Annotated in this window: 21 protein-coding genes and 1 riboswitch; of the genes, 9 read left to right on the top strand and 12 right to left on the bottom strand. The window is 70.1% G+C overall.

Going from position 1 to position 17,902, the window contains the following annotated elements; translation table 11 throughout:
* Positions 1 to 77: 77 nt before the first annotated feature.
* Complete coding sequence (locus QF027_RS25260) at positions 78 to 551, bottom strand: DUF7144 family membrane protein (protein WP_306978717.1); 474 nt, start codon at positions 549 to 551, stop codon at positions 78 to 80.
* 147 nt (positions 552 to 698) lie between these two features.
* On the opposite strand from QF027_RS25260, the gene QF027_RS25255 reads away from it, so the two are divergent.
* Positions 699 to 1,157, top strand: coding sequence for a hypothetical protein (locus tag QF027_RS25255; RefSeq protein ID WP_307077206.1), 459 nt, complete (start codon positions 699 to 701; stop codon positions 1,155 to 1,157).
* Between the two features lie 19 nt (positions 1,158 to 1,176).
* On the opposite strand, the gene QF027_RS25250 is transcribed toward QF027_RS25255, so the two are convergent.
* A complete protein-coding gene (locus QF027_RS25250) occupies positions 1,177 to 1,857 on the bottom strand; it encodes a DUF6445 family protein (protein WP_306978719.1) in 681 nt (226 codons plus the stop codon).
* A 252-nt stretch (positions 1,858 to 2,109) separates the two neighbouring features.
* Between QF027_RS25250 and QF027_RS25245 the strand changes: the two genes are divergently transcribed.
* Complete coding sequence (locus QF027_RS25245) at positions 2,110 to 2,871, top strand: DUF4142 domain-containing protein (RefSeq protein WP_306986609.1); 762 nt, start codon at positions 2,110 to 2,112, stop codon at positions 2,869 to 2,871.
* A 2-nt stretch (positions 2,872 to 2,873) separates the two neighbouring features.
* On the opposite strand, the gene QF027_RS25240 is transcribed toward QF027_RS25245, so the two are convergent.
* Positions 2,874 to 4,535 (bottom strand): glycoside hydrolase family 13 protein, encoded by a 1,662-nt coding sequence (locus QF027_RS25240; RefSeq protein ID WP_306978720.1) that lies wholly within the window; start codon positions 4,533 to 4,535, stop codon positions 2,874 to 2,876.
* Positions 4,536 to 4,822: 287 nt separating this feature from the next.
* Between QF027_RS25240 and QF027_RS25235 the strand changes: the two genes are divergently transcribed.
* Positions 4,823 to 5,767 carry an LAETG motif-containing sortase-dependent surface protein gene (locus tag QF027_RS25235; protein WP_306978721.1) on the top strand — a complete coding sequence of 315 codons (945 nt, stop codon included), beginning with the start codon at positions 4,823 to 4,825 and terminating at the stop codon, positions 5,765 to 5,767.
* A gap of 67 nt (positions 5,768 to 5,834) precedes the next feature.
* Here QF027_RS25235 and QF027_RS25230 read toward each other — a convergent pair whose 3' ends face one another.
* Positions 5,835 to 6,410 carry a dihydrofolate reductase family protein gene (locus QF027_RS25230; RefSeq protein WP_307077203.1) on the bottom strand — a complete coding sequence of 192 codons (576 nt, stop codon included), beginning with the start codon at positions 6,408 to 6,410 and terminating at the stop codon, positions 5,835 to 5,837.
* Between the two features lie 117 nt (positions 6,411 to 6,527).
* Between QF027_RS25230 and QF027_RS25225 the strand changes: the two genes are divergently transcribed.
* Together QF027_RS25225 and QF027_RS25220 are read left to right on the top strand one after the other, a co-directional pair.
* Positions 6,528 to 6,764: a hypothetical protein gene (locus tag QF027_RS25225; protein WP_306978723.1), complete on the top strand. Its 237-nt coding sequence runs from the start codon at positions 6,528 to 6,530 to the stop codon at positions 6,762 to 6,764.
* A 44-nt stretch (positions 6,765 to 6,808) separates the two neighbouring features.
* Positions 6,809 to 7,027: a hypothetical protein gene (locus QF027_RS25220; RefSeq protein ID WP_057609435.1), complete on the top strand. Its 219-nt coding sequence runs from the start codon at positions 6,809 to 6,811 to the stop codon at positions 7,025 to 7,027.
* Between the two features lie 44 nt (positions 7,028 to 7,071).
* Here the strand turns inward: QF027_RS25220 and QF027_RS25215 are convergent, their stop codons facing one another.
* On the bottom strand, positions 7,072 to 7,419 hold the full coding sequence (locus QF027_RS25215; protein ID WP_266386173.1) for an ArsR/SmtB family transcription factor: 348 nt from the start codon (positions 7,417 to 7,419) through the stop codon (positions 7,072 to 7,074).
* Between the two features lie 80 nt (positions 7,420 to 7,499).
* A riboswitch (cobalamin riboswitch) is annotated at positions 7,500 to 7,705 on the top strand.
* 29 nt (positions 7,706 to 7,734) lie between these two features.
* Between QF027_RS25215 and QF027_RS25210 the strand changes: the two genes are divergently transcribed.
* Positions 7,735 to 8,838 (top strand): HoxN/HupN/NixA family nickel/cobalt transporter, encoded by a 1,104-nt coding sequence (locus tag QF027_RS25210; protein WP_307077201.1) that lies wholly within the window; start codon positions 7,735 to 7,737, stop codon positions 8,836 to 8,838.
* A gap of 38 nt (positions 8,839 to 8,876) precedes the next feature.
* Here the strand turns inward: QF027_RS25210 and QF027_RS25205 are convergent, their stop codons facing one another.
* Positions 8,877 to 9,839, bottom strand: a complete 963-nt coding sequence (locus tag QF027_RS25205) for a nucleoside hydrolase (protein ID WP_306978725.1) — start codon at positions 9,837 to 9,839, stop codon at positions 8,877 to 8,879.
* Between the two features lie 37 nt (positions 9,840 to 9,876).
* Entirely contained in the window at positions 9,877 to 11,091 is a 1,215-nt protein-coding gene (gene thrS / locus QF027_RS25200; RefSeq protein WP_307082481.1) for a threonine--tRNA ligase, read from the bottom strand.
* Between the two features lie 360 nt (positions 11,092 to 11,451).
* On the opposite strand from thrS, the gene QF027_RS25195 reads away from it, so the two are divergent.
* A complete protein-coding gene (locus tag QF027_RS25195; protein ID WP_307077199.1) occupies positions 11,452 to 11,886 on the top strand; it encodes an ATP-binding protein in 435 nt (144 codons plus the stop codon).
* Between the two features lie 160 nt (positions 11,887 to 12,046).
* Here the strand turns inward: QF027_RS25195 and QF027_RS25190 are convergent, their stop codons facing one another.
* The 4 genes from QF027_RS25190 to QF027_RS25175 all read right to left on the bottom strand — a co-directional run bounded on the left by QF027_RS25190 (position 12,047) and on the right by QF027_RS25175 (position 14,989).
* The gene (locus QF027_RS25190) at positions 12,047 to 12,613 is read right to left on the bottom strand and encodes a hypothetical protein (protein WP_307077196.1); all 567 of its coding nucleotides are present in this window, start codon (positions 12,611 to 12,613) and stop codon (positions 12,047 to 12,049) included.
* A 175-nt stretch (positions 12,614 to 12,788) separates the two neighbouring features.
* The gene (locus tag QF027_RS25185) at positions 12,789 to 13,586 is read right to left on the bottom strand and encodes a DUF2637 domain-containing protein (RefSeq protein WP_307077193.1); all 798 of its coding nucleotides are present in this window, start codon (positions 13,584 to 13,586) and stop codon (positions 12,789 to 12,791) included.
* Positions 13,549 to 13,740, bottom strand: coding sequence for a hypothetical protein (locus QF027_RS25180; protein WP_307077191.1), 192 nt, complete (start codon positions 13,738 to 13,740; stop codon positions 13,549 to 13,551). Before QF027_RS25180 ends, QF027_RS25185 begins: the two co-directional genes overlap by 38 nt.
* A gap of 349 nt (positions 13,741 to 14,089) precedes the next feature.
* Entirely contained in the window at positions 14,090 to 14,989 is a 900-nt protein-coding gene (locus QF027_RS25175) for a DMT family transporter (RefSeq protein WP_306986611.1), read from the bottom strand.
* 115 nt (positions 14,990 to 15,104) lie between these two features.
* Here QF027_RS25175 and QF027_RS25170 point away from each other — a divergent pair, with 115 nt between their 5' ends.
* Together QF027_RS25170 and QF027_RS25165 are read left to right on the top strand one after the other, a co-directional pair.
* On the top strand, positions 15,105 to 15,641 hold the full coding sequence (locus QF027_RS25170; protein ID WP_306986612.1) for a TetR/AcrR family transcriptional regulator: 537 nt from the start codon (positions 15,105 to 15,107) through the stop codon (positions 15,639 to 15,641).
* An 82-nt stretch (positions 15,642 to 15,723) separates the two neighbouring features.
* Positions 15,724 to 16,500 (top strand): hypothetical protein, encoded by a 777-nt coding sequence (locus tag QF027_RS25165; RefSeq protein ID WP_306978729.1) that lies wholly within the window; start codon positions 15,724 to 15,726, stop codon positions 16,498 to 16,500.
* Positions 16,501 to 16,504: 4 nt separating this feature from the next.
* Here the strand turns inward: QF027_RS25165 and QF027_RS25160 are convergent, their stop codons facing one another.
* Complete coding sequence (locus tag QF027_RS25160) at positions 16,505 to 17,806, bottom strand: GAF domain-containing protein (protein ID WP_307077189.1); 1,302 nt, start codon at positions 17,804 to 17,806, stop codon at positions 16,505 to 16,507.
* Between the last annotated feature and the right edge of the window lie 96 nt (positions 17,807 to 17,902).

Raw genomic sequence — 17,902 nt, 5'->3', positions numbered from 1 at the left:
TCAGCCCCACTCCGGGGCCCGCTTCGTGGTGCCGCCCGGCCTCGGCACCGCCGCGTCGCTGTCCGTGCCGTTCGGGATCAGACCCGCTTCTCCGGCTTGTACACCGCCAGCGCCCAGATCACGAAGAAGTCGAGCCCGACCATGATGAGCGACCAGAACGGGGCGTAGGGCAGGAACAGGAACTGGGCGATCATGCTCAGCGATGCCAGGAATATGCCGGTCATCCGGGCCCAGGCGGCGCCCCTCAGGACGAACGCGCCGGTGACGGCCGCGACGGCGCCCAGGCAGAGGAGGATCACACCCCAGCCGGTGAGGTTGATCTTGTAGACGTAGTCGCCGACGCGGGTCCAGACATCGTCCTTCGCGAGCAGGGAGATGCCCTGGAAGATCGCCAGAATGCCGTTCATCATCAGCAGCACACCGGCGAAGACGACGCCGCCGGTGGCCCACGCGGCCTCGGTGGGCGTCGGGCCGAGGCCCGGCGCGGGGGTCGGGGCCGGAGCCGGGGGTGTGCTCGCGGACGGCTGCGTGGTGTGCGGTTGCTGCGTCATGACCGTGTCCCGCCTTTCGGGGTCGATGTGCTTCGACCATCGGGCGGAGCGGGCGCGGCCACCACGGGAGTGAGCCGTTCGGGTGACGCCGGGCGTGCGGCCGCAGGGAGCAGGCCCTTCACTGGAGGGACACCCGCTGGAGGCGAGATGACACGCTGGGCGACTGCCGCGCTGCTGACGACTCTGGTCCTCACCGGCCTGACCGCCTGCTCCGACGACGACAGCCCGTCGTCGGTGGCGAGCAAGGTCGCGTCGGCCGCCTCCCGCGCCGGGGACGCGGTGTCGTCGGCCACGGCCGAGGCGGGCAGGCGGTTCGACGACATCAAGAACGGCGCCGACGCCAGGGACGACGTACGGCTCGGCGCCCCCGCCACCGCTTCGGACGGCCGTACGACGGTGGAGGTCACCGCCGCCAACTCCGCGGACTCGGCGAAGTCCTTCACCGTCGAGGTCGACTTCACCGACCGGAACGGCAAGCTGCTGGACGCGGTGGTGGTGACCGTGTCGGACGTACCCGCGGGTGGTACGGGGAGCGGGACCGCACGCAGCACGCACGACCTGTCGGGGGACGTGCGGGCGAAGGTACCGAGAGCGGTCCGCCACTAGGGCCTGTCCCAGGGCAAGGTCACGCCATCCAGAAGAAGACGGCCGTCATCCGCTTCTCCTCCAGCGTGCTGCCGGAGTAACCGGTCGCGCTGTGCACGAGGTTGGCGTTGTAGAGGAGCAGCCGGTTGTACCGGTGCGGCACCCGTACGTCCTCCTCGAAGGCGTCCGGCGCGACGAACCGCGTACCGAGGGCCTCGACGAGGTTGTTGTGCGGGGCCTGCACCACGTTGCCGCCGAGCCGCCCGCCGGGCATGGCCTGCCGGTAGAAGCTGGTGCCGCAGTCCTTGGGGACGCCGGGGTTGAGATACAGCACGGCGGCGTACCGGCACAGCGCCCGCGAGTCGGTGTGCGGCCGGGGCTCGCTCTCGCCCTTCCCCACGACCTGCACGCAGTTGTGGTTGAGGGTGCCCCCGCCGGGCGCCCGCTGCACCCACAGCTCCTTGGCCCCGGTCGCCTGCTTCACCAGCCGCTCGACCCTCGCGAGCTCGGCGGGTTCGAGCCCCGGCATGGTCCGCAGTCCCGGCCAGGTCTCCGAGGTGTACGGATGTCCCTTCACCCAGTCGTCCTTGGTGAGACAGCGTTCCCGTACGGCGTCGACGTCCGGGAGCACGTCGTCGATCACCCAGTAGTCGCGGCCCTTGGTGGGCTTGCGGTAGGGCAGGACGGGAAGGGGCCGCTGCGACCGCTGTGGCATGGACATGCAGCGAATCTAGGTCCGGGGCCCGTCAGGTCTCTCCCGCGATTTCGCCAGGACTTTCCCGCGAACCGGTCAACGAACGGTCAACCGGCGGCCGGGGGGTCTGTCCTGACGGTGCGTCTGTGAGCCCGGTCATCCTCCGGAAGAGGTGATGAACAACTACGGCCCCGCGTGCGTATTCCTGTGCGTCCGACCCGCCTCCCGGCGGGATACCCCTACCGGGCAGGAGGCACGGTGCCACTCTCGCGCAACGCGATGGGAACGCTGTTCGTGGGCGGAGCCCTCACACTGACGCTGGGCGCTCTCGCGTACCCGTCCATGCTGGGTGTCAGCCAGGCGGCGACCGCGCAGGACAGAATCATCGCCCAGACGCAGTGGGGTCCGCTGACCGAGCTGGACCGGGACTTCGTCGTCAAGGTGCGTGCGGCGGGACTGTGGGAGTACCCGCTGGGAGAGGTCGCCCTGCAGAAGGGCACCACCCCGGAGGTGAAGGAAGCCGGAAGGCATCTCATCGACGGACACGCGGCGCTGGACGCCGCCTGCCGCAAGATCGCCCCGATGCTCAACATCACCATCCCGAACGTGGCGAGCCCGCAGCAGGTCGGCTTCGTGAACACGATCGAGTCGAGCGACGGCCAGCAGTTCGACACGAACTTCGCCAACATCCTGCGGGTGACGCACGGCTCGATCTTCAACACGATCTCGAAGGTGCGCTCCACCACCAAGAACTCACTGGTGCGGTCGCTGGCCGACATGGCCAACGACACGGTGCTCGACCACATGACGGTCATGGAGAAGACCGGCTTCGTCAACTTCGACCAGGCCCTCTTCATGCAGACCACTCCGCCGAAGCTGCCCAACAGCGACCTCACTCCGCCGGCCCCGCAGCCCGGAGCGCCCATGGTGGTGCTCACCCCGCCGCCGAACCCGACGTCGACACCGCTCGCGGTCCCCGGCGAGAACGCCAACGGCGCCACCCCGGCCGCGGGCGCGACCCCCACGCCGACCGTGGGTTAGACCTAGCCGAGCCAGGCAGTCGTGTCGGGCCCCAGCAGCCCGTCCTCCAGCGGGCTGCTGCTGAGCAGTACCTCCCCCGCCGGGAGCGGGACGGCCCGGTCCGACATGTTGGTGACGCACCGCCAGCCCTCGTGCCGGACGAAGTCCAGCACGTCGGCCGGGGAGGCGTCCGCCCAGGTGAGGTCCTCGCCCTGAAGGAGCTTGCGACGCAGGCGCAGGGCGGTGCGGTACAGCTCCAGCGTGGAGCCCTCGACACCGTCCTGGGCCTCCACGGCGTACCCGGCGAACCACTCCGGCTGCGGCAACCAGGCACCGCCTGCTCCGAAGCCGTACGACGGACCGCTCGTCGTCCACGGCAGCGGCACCCGGCATCCGTCGCGGCCCTTGCGGACCCGGCCCGTCTGCTCCCAGATCGGGTCCTGGAGCACCTCGAAGGGCAGGTCGGCGACCTCGGGAAGACCGAGTTCCTCGCCTTGGTAGACGTACGACGATCCCGGCAGCGCGAGCATGAGCAGCGTGGCCGCGCGAGCGCGTCGCAGGCCCTGGTGTCCGTCCACGGCGGGTGCGTGGCCGCCGGACAGCAGCCAGGCGTTCTCGTCGGTGCCCGGCGGGAGCACGAGGCGGGAGGCGTGCCGTACGACGTCGTGGTTGGAGAGCACCCAGGTGGCCGAGGCGTGGGCCGCGCGGGCGGTGGTGAGGGAGTCGGTGATGACCTGGCGCAGCTCGTCGGCGTCCCAGGCCGTCTGGAGGTACTCGAAGTTGAAGGCCTGGCCGAGTTCGTCCGCGCGGGCGTACAGCGCGCGGCGCGGACCCGGGACCCAGGCCTCGGCGACGGCCATGCGGGCCGGGGTGTAGGAGTCGAGGATCGTGCGCCAGTCGCGGTAGATCTCGTGGACCTCGTCACGGTCCCAGTAGGGGTGGCCGCCCGGCGGCAGGTGCCCCAGGGCCTCCTCCGCGACGCCGGGCAGGTCACCGAGGTCGCGCAACGGCTCGGCCAGATCCTTGGCCAGCGCGTGCGCCACGTCCACGCGGAAGCCGTCGACCCCGCGGTCGGACCAGAAGCGCAGGGTGGCGCGGAAGTCCTCGCGGACCTCCTCGTGCGACCAGTTGAGGTCGGGCTGCTCGGGGGCGAACAGGTGCAGGTACCACTGCCCGTCCGGCACCCGCCGCCAGGCACTGCCGCCGAAGACGGACTGCCAGTCGGTGGGCGGGAGTTCGCCGTGCGCGCCGCGTCCGTCACGGAACACATACCGCTCGCGTGCCGCGGATCCGGGGCCGGCGGCGAGGGCCTCCTGGAACCAGACGTGCTGGTGGGAGGTGTGGTTGGGGACGAGGTCGACGATCACCTTCAGCCCGAGCCGGTGCGCTTCGGTGACCATCGCGTCGAAGTCGTCGAGCGTCCCGAGGCGCGGGTCGACGTCCCGGTAGTCGGCGACGTCGTAGCCGCCGTCGGCGAGCTCGGAGGGGTAGAAGGGGCTCAGCCACAAGGCGTCGGCGCCGAGGGCGGCCAGGTGCGTGAGGCGCTCGGTGACACCCCTGATGTCCCCGAGGCCGTCACCGTCGGCGTCGGCGAAACTGCGCGGATAGACCTGGTAGACGACGGCCTGCCGCCACCAGTCGGGGTCCTTGCCGGAGAGGTCGGGCGTGGTGGTGCGGGCGGTCACGCGGGCTCCTCTGCAATGCGGTCGGTCTGTGGGGCGAAGTCGGTGCGGGCGACCCCCAGGGGCAATAAACGGGATATCTGCCCACTCGCCGGAAACGTGAACCCGAGGTTATGCGGAGTGGATCGTTCCTGGTGTGTCGAAATTGTGATGGCTCGTGAACTGACCTTGCATCACCGCAGGTTGACAGCGTTCCACCAGGAGATCCACCATGTGCAGACACTGTGGCGCGTGTGACCAATGAGCCCGGTGTTCCTGAGATCGCTCACTCTCATCTTGACGGGATACGTATGTCCATAGCGAGACGTGTCACCCTGCGGCGCCTGCTGGGGACGGGCGCCGCGACGCTCGCCTTCTCCGCTGCCCTCGCCTCCGTCGCCTCGGCATCCGACTGCCCCGGCGGCAAGGGCTGGGAGGACGGCGGAAGCTACAAGCCGGGTACGGGCGCCGGCTCGAAGACCGAGACCGACCGCTGCGAGTTCTCCCTCGACGGCAAGAACTTCTTCGCCTCGGTCAAGGTCGACGACCTGAACCTGAAGCCGACCGACGACGGCAAGGTCCACGTCAAGGTCCGCGCGGCGGGCGACGCGTCCACCTGCACCGCCTCTCTCGCGTCCTACCGCGCGCACGGCCCGACGTTCGCCACCTCCGGCGAGCAGGTCTTCCACGACTTCGACACCGTGACCGTCAAGGCCGGCGCCGTCGACTCCCTCGACATCTCGATCCCGGACGTCGGCTGCTACGCGCAGATCGACCTCTACCGGGGCAACACGAAGTTCGACGGCAAGCTGGACGCCAACGACGGCCTTCCGCACGGCGACCTGCCCAAGGGCCCGGACCACCCGGTCATCAAGGACAAGCTGATCGCGGCCTGGAACGGCGGCACGAAGGACTGCACGACCACGCAGACGACGCCTCCGGCGACCCCGCCGGCCTCGGAGACCACTCCGCCGGCCTCGGAGTCGACCCCGCCGGCCTCGGAGTCCACCCCGCCGGCCTCCGAGAGCACGCCTCCCGCCTCGGAGACCCCGTCGACGTCCACCCCGACCCCGTCGGCCTCGGAGTCCACGACGACTCCGGGTGCGCCCACCCCCAACGGTGGCGGCGGCGACAACCTCGCCGAGACGGGCGCCAGCAGCAACACCCCGCTGATCGCGGGCGGTGCGGCGGTGCTGCTCGCGGGTGGCGCGGGCATCGTGCTGGCCACGCGTCGCCGTAAGGCCTCGCGCGCCTGACCCTTTCCGACTGACGGGGCCGTCCCACCGTTCGCGGTGTGGCGGCCCTTTCGGTTGCCTGCGGCGCTCAGTGAAGAGTGGGCCGGTAGACGAGTTCCTGGATGTGACCGTCGAGCGTCCGGCTCTCCAGCAGCTCCAGATCGAAGTCGGCCGCACCCTGGAAGACCGGGTCGAGGCCGGTCCGGCCGGTGATCACGGGGAAGAGCGTCACCTGCACGCGGTCGACCAGACCGGCGGCCATCAGCGCCCGGTTCATCGACAGACTGCCGTGTGAACGCAACGGCACGTCGGACTCCTTCTTGAGCCGCGCGACGACATCGACGGCGTCGCCGCTCACGACGGTCGCGTCCGGCCAGTCGAGAGGGCCTTCCAGCGTCGTCGACACCACGGTCGTCGGCAGGTTCCTCATCCGGGTGACCCAGGGGTCACGCACATCGGAATCCTCGGTGCTCTCGGCCAGCATCTGCGCGAACGCCCGGTAGGTGGTGGCCCCGAAGACCATCCGCTGCTCCTCGCGGTAGAGGGCGAGGCGGTGGTCGAGCAACTCCGGTCCCTGCTTGCCCCAGTAACCGGTCCAGTCGCCGCCGGCCGCGGCGTAGCCGTCGAGACTGGAAAAGACGTCGAAGGTGTAGGTGGCGGTCATGTCGTTCTCCGGGCTTCTCGATGAACTTCCGTCGTCCCGGTAGACCCGGCACCTCTCCGGAACTCATCGCCGTGCCCGCCATGGCCCAATAAATCGAACACATGATTGAATCCGGGCATGCGATCGTTCCCCGACGACCTCGCCCGTGCACAGCGGGAGTGGAGTGCCATCTACCACGAGCTCGCCGAGCGCCCCGGCCACACCGAGCTGCGCCGACGCCTGCACCGGCTGTCGGCCCAGGTGTTCTTCCATCCCCACTGGCGGCGAGGGCGCCCGCGCCCCGCCGAGTGGCGGGAACTGCGTGACCTGGGACGGTCGGGCGTCGGGAACGCGAGCGAACGGCTCGAGCGATGACGGACCGACATGCGGGACCGTACGCCCCGGACGATCCTGAAGACATGTCCGGACCGATCCGCGTGATCGTGCACCCCCCGTCCCCCACCGGCGGCCGCCGCGTACGCGTGGACGGCGAGATCCTCGGCCTGGCCCACAACCTGACCGACGTCGCGGAGTTCCTCCGCCGAGCGGGCCTGGAGATCGACGCGGCGGAGGTGGCGCAGTCGCCGTGGATCGAGTGGAAGGGGGGCGGGCCCGAGCGGTGGGGGGCGGAGGGGTGACATCGGATACGGACCGGAGATACGGCCCGACCCGGTTCTCGCCCTCAGGACACCTGCGTCAACAGCCCCCGCACCGCCTCGTCCACCACCCGGTACCGCACCACCCTCCCCTCCTTCTCCCCCGCCACCACCCCGGCCGCCCGCAGCAGCCGTAGCGCCTGGGACACGGCGGGGTCGTTCATCCCCGTCGCGATCGCGAGGTCGGAGACCGCCAGCGGGCCGGTCCGGTGCAGGGCCAGGAGCAGGGAGAGGCGGTTGGGGTCGGCCAGGAGGGCGAAACGGTCGGACCAGGTGCGGACGTGTCCCGGGTCGCCGATCGCGGCGATGGCGTCGCACACCCGGTGTCCGTCGATCGTGCGGCGGTCGGCTCGGTCGGCCGGGACGAGGTGCATGGCGCTCATCCTCGCAGGAGCCCTGTGTGATCTTCCATACCTGCGCAGGTGTGCAGCTATGCAGGAGACCCCGCCCCCGCCTACGGTGGGCGGGCCGTGGTGCTCGGGAAGCCGGTGACGACCCCTCAAAGGTCCAGTCCGGTGCGGCCCTCGCCACTGTGATCGGGGAGTTTCCCTCCCACGTCCCTCGCGGGACAGCCACTGGCCGTCACCATCAGGCCGGGAAGGCGGGCAGGGAAACGCACGACCCGTAAGCCAGGAGACCGGCCACGGCAGCTCACGAGTTCATCCACGAGGTGCTGGAGTGACCACCGTATGACTGATCCCGCGCTGCCCGAGACCGCCGCCGCCTCCTTCCGCTGGCGACGCGAGGACACCGTCAAGACGGCCGGTCTGATGGCCGCGATAGCCGCCCTGCACGTCGTCGCCTTCGGCATCCTCTTCCTGCTGGTCGTCCCGGAGCACTACGAGGTGGGCGACAAGGCCTTCGGTATCGGACTCGGCGTCACCGCCTACACCCTCGGTATGCGGCACGCCTTCGACGCCGACCACATCGCCGCGATCGACAACACCACGCGCAAGCTGATGGCGGACGGCAAGCGGCCGGTGTCCGGGGGGTTCTGGTTCGCGCTCGGGCACTCCAGTGTCGTGGTCCTGCTCGCCGTGCTGATCGCCGGTGGCACCCAGCTGGCCGGGAAGGTCATGAACGAGGGGTCGAGTACCCACCAGGTCCTCGGATTTCTCGGTACGACCGTCTCCGGGTCGTTCCTCTATCTCATCGCCGCTCTCAACCTGGTCGCCCTGATGGGCATCCTGAAGGTCTTCCGGGCGATGCGGGAGGGGACGTACGACGAGAAGGAGCTGGAACAGCACCTGGACTCCCGCGGCTTCATGAACCGGATCCTCGGCCGGCTCACCAAGTCCATCACCCGGCCGGGGCAGATGTTTCCGCTGGGCTTCCTGTTCGGGCTCGGCTTCGACACGGCCACGGAAGTGACCCTGATGGTGATGGCCGGGTCGGGTGCGGCCGCGGGTCTTCCCTGGTACGCCATCCTCTGTCTGCCGCTGCTCTTCGCCGCCGGCATGAGCCTGTTCGACACCCTCGACGGCACGTTCATGAACTTCGCCTACCAGTGGGCCTTCTCCAACCCCGTCCGCAAGGTCTTCTACAACCTCGCCATCACGGGGCTGTCCATCGCGGTCGCCTTCTTCATCGGCACGATCGAGCTCGTCGGCGTCCTGCACGACAAGTTCGACCTCACCGACGCCCTCACCACCTGGATCGCCGACATCGACCTCGACAACGTCGGCTACGTCATCGTCGGCCTGTTCGTGGTGGTGTGGGCGGCGGCGATCGCCTACTGGCGGCTCGCGAAGGTGGAGCAGCGGTGGGCGCCACGGCCCGCCGACACGCGCTAGCCGGACCCTCGGTCAGGACGAACGGGTCCGCCCGCCCGTCAGACCCCTTCCACCGCCGTCAGCCACAGCTTCACGTACCGCTCCACGTCGACGCCCAACCCCACGTCCACGAGCGTCACTTCACGCTCGCCCTCGTGGATCTCGGACTCCCCTGGACGGCGGCGGCGGTCGACGACGGTCTGGCCGCGGGTCGGGCCCGGGGCCAGGCTCACCTCCACCGGCAGGAGTTCGGTGGTCAGGCCGTCCGGGTCGACGACCGCGCAGACCGCGCCCGCGTCGCCGAGACCGCCGGTGGGGGTGGGGTCACCGGAGGTGGCCGGGTCGCGGTGGGCGAGGAGTTCCCCGGCCATGCGCAGGGACGGCTCCGAACTCGCCCGCAGCCGCTGGACATCGGCGGCGGGGACGACGACCCGCTCGAACACGTCCAGGCCGTACATCGTGATCGGCACCCCGGCGGTGAGCAGCACGGCGGCCGCCTCGGGATCGTGCCAGACGTTGAACTCCGCGACGGGTGTGGCGTTCCCCGTCGCCACCGCACCGCCCATGAACACGATCCGCTCGATGTTCCGCACCACGTCGGGGTGGGTGCGGAGCAGCAGGGCGATGTTCGTCAGCGGCGCGGTGGGGATGAGGGTGACCGGCCTGGGGGAGGCCAGGATCTCCCGCCTGAGCAGGGTCACCGCGTCCACGTCCACCGCCACCCGGGTCGGCGCGGGCAGCCCCAGGTCACCCATGCCGTCGAGGCCGTGCACGTGCTGTGCGGTGCGCACGGGCTCGATCAGCGGCCGCGCGGCGCCCCGGGCGACGGGGATGTCCCCGGCCCCGGCCTGCTCCAGGACGGTCAGCGTGTTGCGGACGACGCCGTCGACGTCGGTGTTCCCGGCGACGCAGGTGACCGCGCGCAGATCAATGCCCGGGTGCCGTACGGCGAACAGCAGGGCCAGGGCGTCGTCGACACCGGTGTCGCAGTCGATGATCACCGGGATGGGCTGACCGGTCACGGCGGGGTCCTTTCGTCACTGGCGTACGGGACCGACCTTACGCAGCCGCCCAGAGTTCGGCCCCGCGATCACGGGCCCGGACGCCGATCCGGTCCAGCAACTCGCCGACCGCCACCGCTCCCGGCCTACGGCCGTCCCGCAGTCGTACGGCCGCACAGCCGGCGTCGGCCTCCCGCTCCCCGATCACCGCCTGGTACGGCACCAGGCGCGCGGCGCGGATACGGGCGCCGAGGGTGCCGTGGCCGGGGCCGGAGAGTTCGGCGCGGATACCGCACGCTTCGGCCCGCCGTACGAGGTCATGGGCCCGTTCCTCCTGGGCGTCGGCCACCGGCAGGACCACGAGTTGCACGGGGGCGAGCCATACCGGGAAGGCACCGCCGTGCGCCTCGATGAGATGGGCGACCGCCCGTTCCACGCTGCCGATGATGCTGCGGTGGACCATCACCGGGCGGTGTCTGCCGCCGTCGGGGCCGATGTAGTGGAGGTCGAAGCGTTCGGGCTGGTGGAAGTCGATCTGGACGGTGGAGAGGGTGGACTCCCGTCCGGCGGGGTCAGTGATCTGTACGTCGATCTTGGGGCCGTAGAAGGCCGCCTCGCCCTCGACGGACTCGTACTCGATGCCGTCCAGGACCTCTTCGAGGAGCGCGGTGGCGCGGCGCCAGAGCGCGGGGTCCGCGACATACTTGCCGGAGTCTCCCGGGAGGGACAGACGGTACCTGGACGCTCGGATGCCGAGGTCGTCGTAGGCACGCCGGATGAGTTCGAGGGCGGAGCGGGCCTCCGCCACGACCTGCTCCGGGGTGCAGAAGATGTGGGCGTCGTTGAGCTGGATGGAGCGGACGCGGGTGAGGCCGCCGAGGACGCCCGAGAGTTCGGAGCGGTACATCCCTCCCAACTCGGCGATTCGGAGGGGAAGTTCACGGTAACTGTGGGACCGTGACCGATAGATGAGGGCGTGGTGCGGGCAGAGGCTGGGCCGCAGCACGACCTCCTCGCTGCCCAGCCGCATCGGCGGGAACATGTCGTCGCCGTAGTGCGACCAGTGCCCGGAGATCTCGTACAGCTCCCGCTTCCCGAGCACCGGCGAGTACACATGCCGGTACCCGGCGGCCCGCTCCACCTCCCTGACGTACTCCTCCAGGACATGCCGTACGACGGCCCCGTCGGGCAGCCAGTACGGCAGCCCCGCGCCCATCAGCGGATCGGTGTCGAACAGCTCGAGCTCACGGCCGAGCCGGCGGTGGTCGTGCATGGGGTTCACGGGGTTCATGGGGTTCATGGGGTTCTTCTCCCTCGCGGTGGGGGGCGAGGGACCGACGGGAACGACGAAGCCCCGGGGCACTCGCCCCGGGGCTTCGGACTGCGTCAGCTGTCAGCGCGCCGGGACCTGCTCCGGCGTCGTCGTGATGGAGGGGATGGCTTGGGCACGCTGCATGGGGGTGAGGGTAAGGGGAGGGGTGGAGGTGGGGCTACGGGTTTTTGGGGGCGGTGGCGTGAGGACACGTCGAGCCGGTGCGCAGCCGTGACCTGTTGGGATCTGTCGGGCCTGGCCGCGTCTGCTGCCGTTGTGCTCGACGGGGTAACCCTCCCCGTGGATCCGGCTCATCGCCCAGTGCCGGGCCTCGTCGTGGAAGACCGGGCCGCGGTGGGAGTGGTCGGCCGGTTCATAGGGGCCCCATGCCCGCGCAGCATCCCCCTCGCCCGCAGGCGCGTGGCCGGGCTCGCCGTCGACTGGGGCCGTCCGGCCCTCGCCGGCGACGCGGCGCTGCGGGCAAGCGAGTTGTGCACGACCGCTCTGCTGCACGGCTGCCTACCAGACCGTCTCTTCCGCGTCGAGACGACCCTCACCACCACCGCCCTCCGCATCGCGGTGACCGACCCGAGGGGAGAACGCCTCCCCGGCACCCGCCCGCCCCACCCCGACGACCAGTTCGGCCGAGGTCTGCTCATCGTCCGCATACTGGCCGGTCGTTGGGCGGCGGAGAGGCTCACGGTCGGCAAGACGGTATGGGCGGAGCTGGACCTCCCGGAGAAGGGCGATGCGTAGCTACACGGAGGAGGGAAGAGTCGCGGCTTGACCCTGGCGTTCTCTCCACAGGTGATCGCGTTGCCGGTAACGGACGACGACGGCCGGGGCTGGGCATGGTCAACGCGGCGTCGGTTCATTGAGGGCTACAGACCACGGATGATCAACGCCAGGCCGCGTATCAGCTGTCAGGGTGGTCGAAGGTTTCCACGTCGGAACGGAACATGTCCTGTTCAGGACCAGCCGGAGTGACGAGTGCGACGAAGTCAGGCAGAGCGGCCGCAGAGGGAGTCCCGTCCTCGTTGACGCTGCCCGCCTCGTCCTCCCACGCGATCAGGTGGATCACCACCGAGTACCGGCCCACGGGCAGATCGAACTGGGCGGTTCCCGGCCACGGCTCGGCACCCACCGCCTCGATACCGCCGAGCCACACCTGTCCCGACGAACAGAAAAGGTAGGCCTCCGAGCTGACAAGGCGGTACCTGCTCTCCCGTTCTGTCAGCTGGACAGGCCGGTCAAGGCCGCCGACACGGACCAGGACCCCGAAGGCGCCGTCACTTCGGATGTTGACGGGGACCAGGGAGCCCGTACGGATGTGGCGTTCAACGCCCTCGTCCTCGCCGAGCTGCAGGTCCCACGTGTCGTGGTCCACGATGTCTGTGAAGCTCTGCGGATCCCACAGAGCGAGCATCCCGGCATCGGTTGCGACAGCCGACACCGTCTCGGCAGGGCGGGGCGGAAGAGTCACCCAGGAATCCTGCCACGCGCACGGGACACGACAAGCCCTCAGTCGCGCCGGAAAAGCCAAACTCAATGCCGGCGGCACCAGGCTGGCGGTGGAAGTCTGCGTCGAATCGATCGGCCCGGCTTCTTTCCCCGCACGCTATCGGTGCAGCTCACCCCGTGCACCGAGGACCATGCTGCTAGCGGCGGTGACGCCGCGTGCCCTGTCGCGCTGGCAGAGTCAGCGTGATCTGCCGGATGAGTTGCTGGAAGCATGCAAGGGAGGCGAGGGCCGGTAGGCAGGCTCCGGTGATACCGGTCACGGTTCTTTCTGCCTGAACCACGCACAGCATCATCGCGACGGAGGAGAAGAGCAGAACGATGAACCACGAGTGCACGGCTCGGCGCTGGTGCAGGGCAGTCCGGAGGATGCAGAGAGAGGCAACCACCCAGGGGCCGTACACGAGAAGAGGCCACAACGGGGCCACGGCGCCTCCCGTCCCGGAGGTGATGTTCTGCAGGGGCCTGTAGGCCACCATGCCGCCGAAGACGCTGACCATCGCCACGATGACGGCAACGAGCGCGACGATGACGAAGCTGCCGGTCTGCACCCAATTGAGCCGGGCTCTTCGGACGTGGTGCTTCCGGCGCCCGGCAGAGGAGCGTCGGATGGGCGGCAGTTGAGCGGTGATCTGCGCCAGGCCCTCCATCGGGTCGGTGAAGCCGACGCCGGATGCGGGCTCGCTGCGAGGTGGCGGGATACTGGCTGCCTGCTCCGCCGAAACGGCCTCCTGCAGGAGGTAGGTAAGTTCCTCGGCGGGGTCCCAGTCGGCATTGGGTGCAGTCAGGGGAACTCCTGAGCGCACACTGTCGGCAAGTCCCCCGTTCCAGCCGGTACCCGGCCCGTAGGAGTACGGGTCGTAGTAGTACTCACGCTGCGCAAGGGCAGGATCGACACACTCATGATTCACGGAAATGCGACCCGTCACGCTGTACACGGCGGCCGGAGTTCTCCTGACCGTTCCATTGTGAATCGAGTTCCTCCTGCATGTCCTCCAGCAGGCCGAGGAACTCACGAAGCAGCGGCTCGGCGGTGGGCCGTACCGTCAGCGCCGCGCATTCCGCGCCAGGCTGGAAAGCGTACTTCCCCACTGTCCGATCGCGGACCGCAGAAATATTATCTGTCGTCGCGTTGCGTCGAGGCAGGCCGTGAGTCCTTGCTGTCGTCATAGTCCGATAACGCGGCGCCCCTCCTTCAGGACGTGCGGCAAACGAGTGACCTTGCGAGGGCGGAAATCCTGAGAAAGGATTTATCAATCAATTACTCTACGCATCCGGCCGCGCACCTTATTAGTCGATAATTCTTCTTCTCGACTCACTTGAAGGGTAAATAGGATTCGCCACCGGTGTAACTGGATGAGTAATCCTGGCGATCCCTGGGCGACGGCGGGCTGTGGAGGTGGCGGCGACCCCGCCGGGCGGCCGTGTTCTCCGGGCCCCGTCAGCGGGAACGGGTGGCCTCGGCCTTCCCTGTGCGGGAGCTCGCCCCGCGCACCACCGCCACCGCCGTCAGGGCGACCGCCAGGCCCAGCGCGGTCTGGGGGGTGAAGGGTTCGTCGAACATCAGGGCGCCCCAGACGGCGGTGACGGGGGCCATGAGGAACATGAGGGTGTTGACCTCGGTGACTCCGGAGCGCTGGAGGACGAGCCAGTACAGGCCGTAGCCGCCGAAGGTGGAGAGGGTCACGAGCCAGAGCGTCGCCAGCCAGAAGGACCCGGTGGTGGGCGGGGTCGCGGTGCCGGTCGTGAGGGCGGCGGTCGTGAAGACGAGGGCGCTGGTGGCACAGTGGACGGTCAGCGACACGGTCGGGGTCACCGGGGTGCGGGAGCGCCGGTCGAGGAAGGTGGCCGCGACCAGTGAGAGCATCCCGGCGAACGGGACGAGGTAGGTCCACCAGGCCACGCCCGTGGTCGCCGCCGCGTCGGCCGTGGTGACCAGGGCGACTCCGCTCAGGCCCAGGCACAGTCCCAGCCACTGCCGGGCCGAGACGTACTCACGCAGCAGCGGGCCGGCGAGTGCTCCCGCGACCAGCGGCTGGGTTCCGTCGATCAGGGCCGTCGTACCGCTGGAGACGCCGAGCTGGATGGCGTAGTAGACGGTGAGCAGGTAGCCGCTCTGGGAGAGCAGTCCGATCAGGGCCTGCCGGGCGAGGTCGCGGGGCGCCAGGGCACGCCATGAACCCCGGCCCCGGTGGACGGCGAACGCGATCAGGACGGCCGCCAGCGGCAGGAACCGCCACATCAGGAGCGTCATCGCACCGGCGTCCTGCGTGCCCAGCTTGGCGCCGACGAACCCCGAGCTCCAGCACACGACGAAGGCGGCGGAGAGCAGGACGTTCATGGTAGTCACCACCCGTGACTAGATGGATCGGTATACCTCCTTGCGCCCCCCCACTATACAGATCGGTATAGTCGGGAGAGTGGGAGACAGTACACAGCAGGTCCGGCGGATCAGCATGACCCCGGGTGCGCGGCGCGCCCTCGCGGCGGCGTCCCGGCTGTTCTACGAGCGAGGCATCCACGCGGTCGGCGTGGACCTGATCGCCGCCGAGGCCGGGGTGACGAAGAAGACGCTCTACGACCGGTTCGGCTCCAAGGAGCAGATCGTCGTGGAATACCTCGCCGACCGGGACGAACGCTGGCGGACGTATGTCATGGAGCGGCTGGAGGCGGCGGGGCCCGGGGCCGTCGACCGGGTTCGCGCGGTCTTCGACGCCTCTCGGGAGTGGATGGACGACAACAGCCCCAAGGGGTGCAGCATGGTCAACGCCCACGCCGAGATCAGCGACCCCGCCCATCCGGCGTACGCGATCATCACCGGCCAGAAGGCGTGGATGCTCCGCCTCTTCACCGACCTGGCCCCCGATCAGGCCCGCACGCTCATGCTCCTCCACGAGGGTGCACTGGTCGCCCACGGGCTGCGCGTCTTCGCCGACCCGATCGGGGTCGCCTGCGAGGAGGCGACCGCCCTCGTCGGCGGACAGGGTGCGTAGACGCGGCACGACGCCGGATACTGCGTAACCCATACGGCCCGGACCACTGGTGACCTCCGCAAACCCGGTGATCACTGGAGGCATGACCCCTCCCCGCGCCGCCGCCTGCGCTCTCGCCCTCTGTGGGCTCCTCGCCGCCACCGCCTGTTCCGCCCTGTCCACCCCGCCCACCGCTCCCAAGCCGCCGATCACGCGGCCCACGAGCGCGCCCCCGCCGTCCCCGAAAAAGTCCGCTGCCCCCTCCTCCGCCCTCACCGAGGCCATGGCACAGGCCGCGCTCGTCACCGACGTGGACCTCGGTGAGCCCTGGACGCCGACCCAGGGGGTGGCCACCTGGCACGACGGGGTGCTGAAGGCGAAGGCCGACCGGCGGGAGTGTCAGCGGCTGCTCGACGCGCTGTACGCGGACGAGCTGTTCGGGGCCGATGCCCAGCCCCGTGCGGTCGTCGGCATGGACGACGAGTGGAACAAGGCGCAGATGCGGTATCAGGTGCTCGCGCGTCCGTCGGCGGAGATCGACAAGACCTTGGCCTGGCTGAAGGGCCTTCCGCGGACGTGCGCCCAGTTCGGGGCCACCACGACCACGGGGATGGTCTTCGGAGTGCAGGTCACCGAGGCGCCGCTGCCGGAGGCGGGGAACGCCCGGCAGGGGCTGCGGGTGTGGCTGACCGGACAGTCTCCGGACGATGAACCGACGACGCTCACACTGGATGTCGCCGCCGTCCGCGTGGGGGAGGACGCGATCAGCGTGACGAACGGCGGTTTCGGCAACGTACAGACGGAGGCCACGCAGACCGCCGTACAGCTGGGAGCCGAGCGGCTGACGGAGATCAGGAAGCAGGGGCGGGTGGAGATCTGAGCGGTCAGTCCGGGTCGAACCGCTTCAGGTGCCCGACCACGTCGTGCGCCACCTCGAGCGCGGTGCGGCTGTCCGCGAAGGCGTCCGCGCGCAGCCGGGCCAGCGCCTCGTCCGAGTCGACGCCCAGCTGAACCATGATCATGCCGACGGCCTGGTACACCTCGTCGTGAGCTTTGGCCAGGCCACTGAGCCAGAGGTCGTCGCCCTCGGGGCCGTTCTCCTGCCCTCGGGGCAGTGCCGTCAGCGCCACGGTCATGACACTGGCCACGAGCTCGGCGATGCGCAGCTCCCGCCGGGTGAGTTCGCCGGGGACGTCCCGGTAGAGGTCGAGGGTGCCCACGCACACGGTGTCGTTGCCGAGCGGCATCGCGTACACCGCCCGTACCCCGGCGGCGGTGGCCTGCTGGGCGAAGACCGGCCAGCGGTCGGCGTCCCGGCCGGACGTCAGATCGGTGGCGAGCACGGCGGCGCGGGTCTCCGCGGCGGACGTACAGGGCCCGTCTCCCAGGGTGGCCTGGAGGTCCGACAGATGCGCGGCCCGGGGGCTGCTGGCGCTGAGCTGGACAGGCATGCCGTTGCTGCGCAGCGACACGCTCGCATCGGCCACCGGCAGCAGCCTGACGGCGGCCACGCACAGCTTGCCCGGAATCTCCGCGGGGTCGGCACCCCGCACCCCCTCCGCGATGACGTCGGAGACCCGCACCTGATCCGGCTCTCCCGCATGGCCGGCTTCACCGTCGGGGCCGGACTCGCGGTCGGGGCGGGCCTCACGGGCGCGCCCGGCTTCACCGCCCGGGCCGGACCCGCGGTCGGGGCGGGTCTCGCGGGGGTGGCCGGCTTCACGGCCGGGGCCGGCCTGGCGGGGGTGACCGGCTTCAAAGGCGCGCCCGGCTTCACCGTCGGGGCCGGACCCGCGGTCGGGGCGGGTCTCGCGGGGGTGGCCGGCTTCACGGCCGGGGCCGGCCTGGCGGGCGTGACCGGCTTCAAAGGCGCGCCCAACCTCCCGCTCCCGTCCAGACTCCCGCTCCCGTCCAGACTCCCGCTCCCGTCCAGACTCCCGCTCGCGCCCAACCTCCCGTCGGCGCCCGACCTGGCGTTCGTAGCCGGCCTCCCGGTCCCGCTCGTCCTGACGTTCCCGACCGCCCCGATTTTCCCGTTCCGCCGCCCGCCGCGGTTCGTCCCCCGGCGTCCCGAACGAGCCGGAAACGCTGTCCGGTCCGGCGAACGCTCCGGCTTCGCCGCCCGATCCGGGGAACGGACCCGGCTCATCGCCATGGGTGTCGCCGCGGTCGTCCGTGGGCCGCACGACCACCGCCTCCTTCGGTCAGCGCGAGGCTTGTCCGTCATCGCCCCCGAGCGGGCTCACCGGGGCGGGGGGCGCCTCTCACGGCGCACCCACCCA

The sequence above is a fragment of the Streptomyces canus genome (genome assembly GCF_030816965.1).
Lineage (GTDB): Bacteria > Actinomycetota > Actinomycetes > Streptomycetales > Streptomycetaceae > Streptomyces > Streptomyces canus_E.
This window is presented reverse-complemented; position numbering and strand designations above follow the sequence as displayed.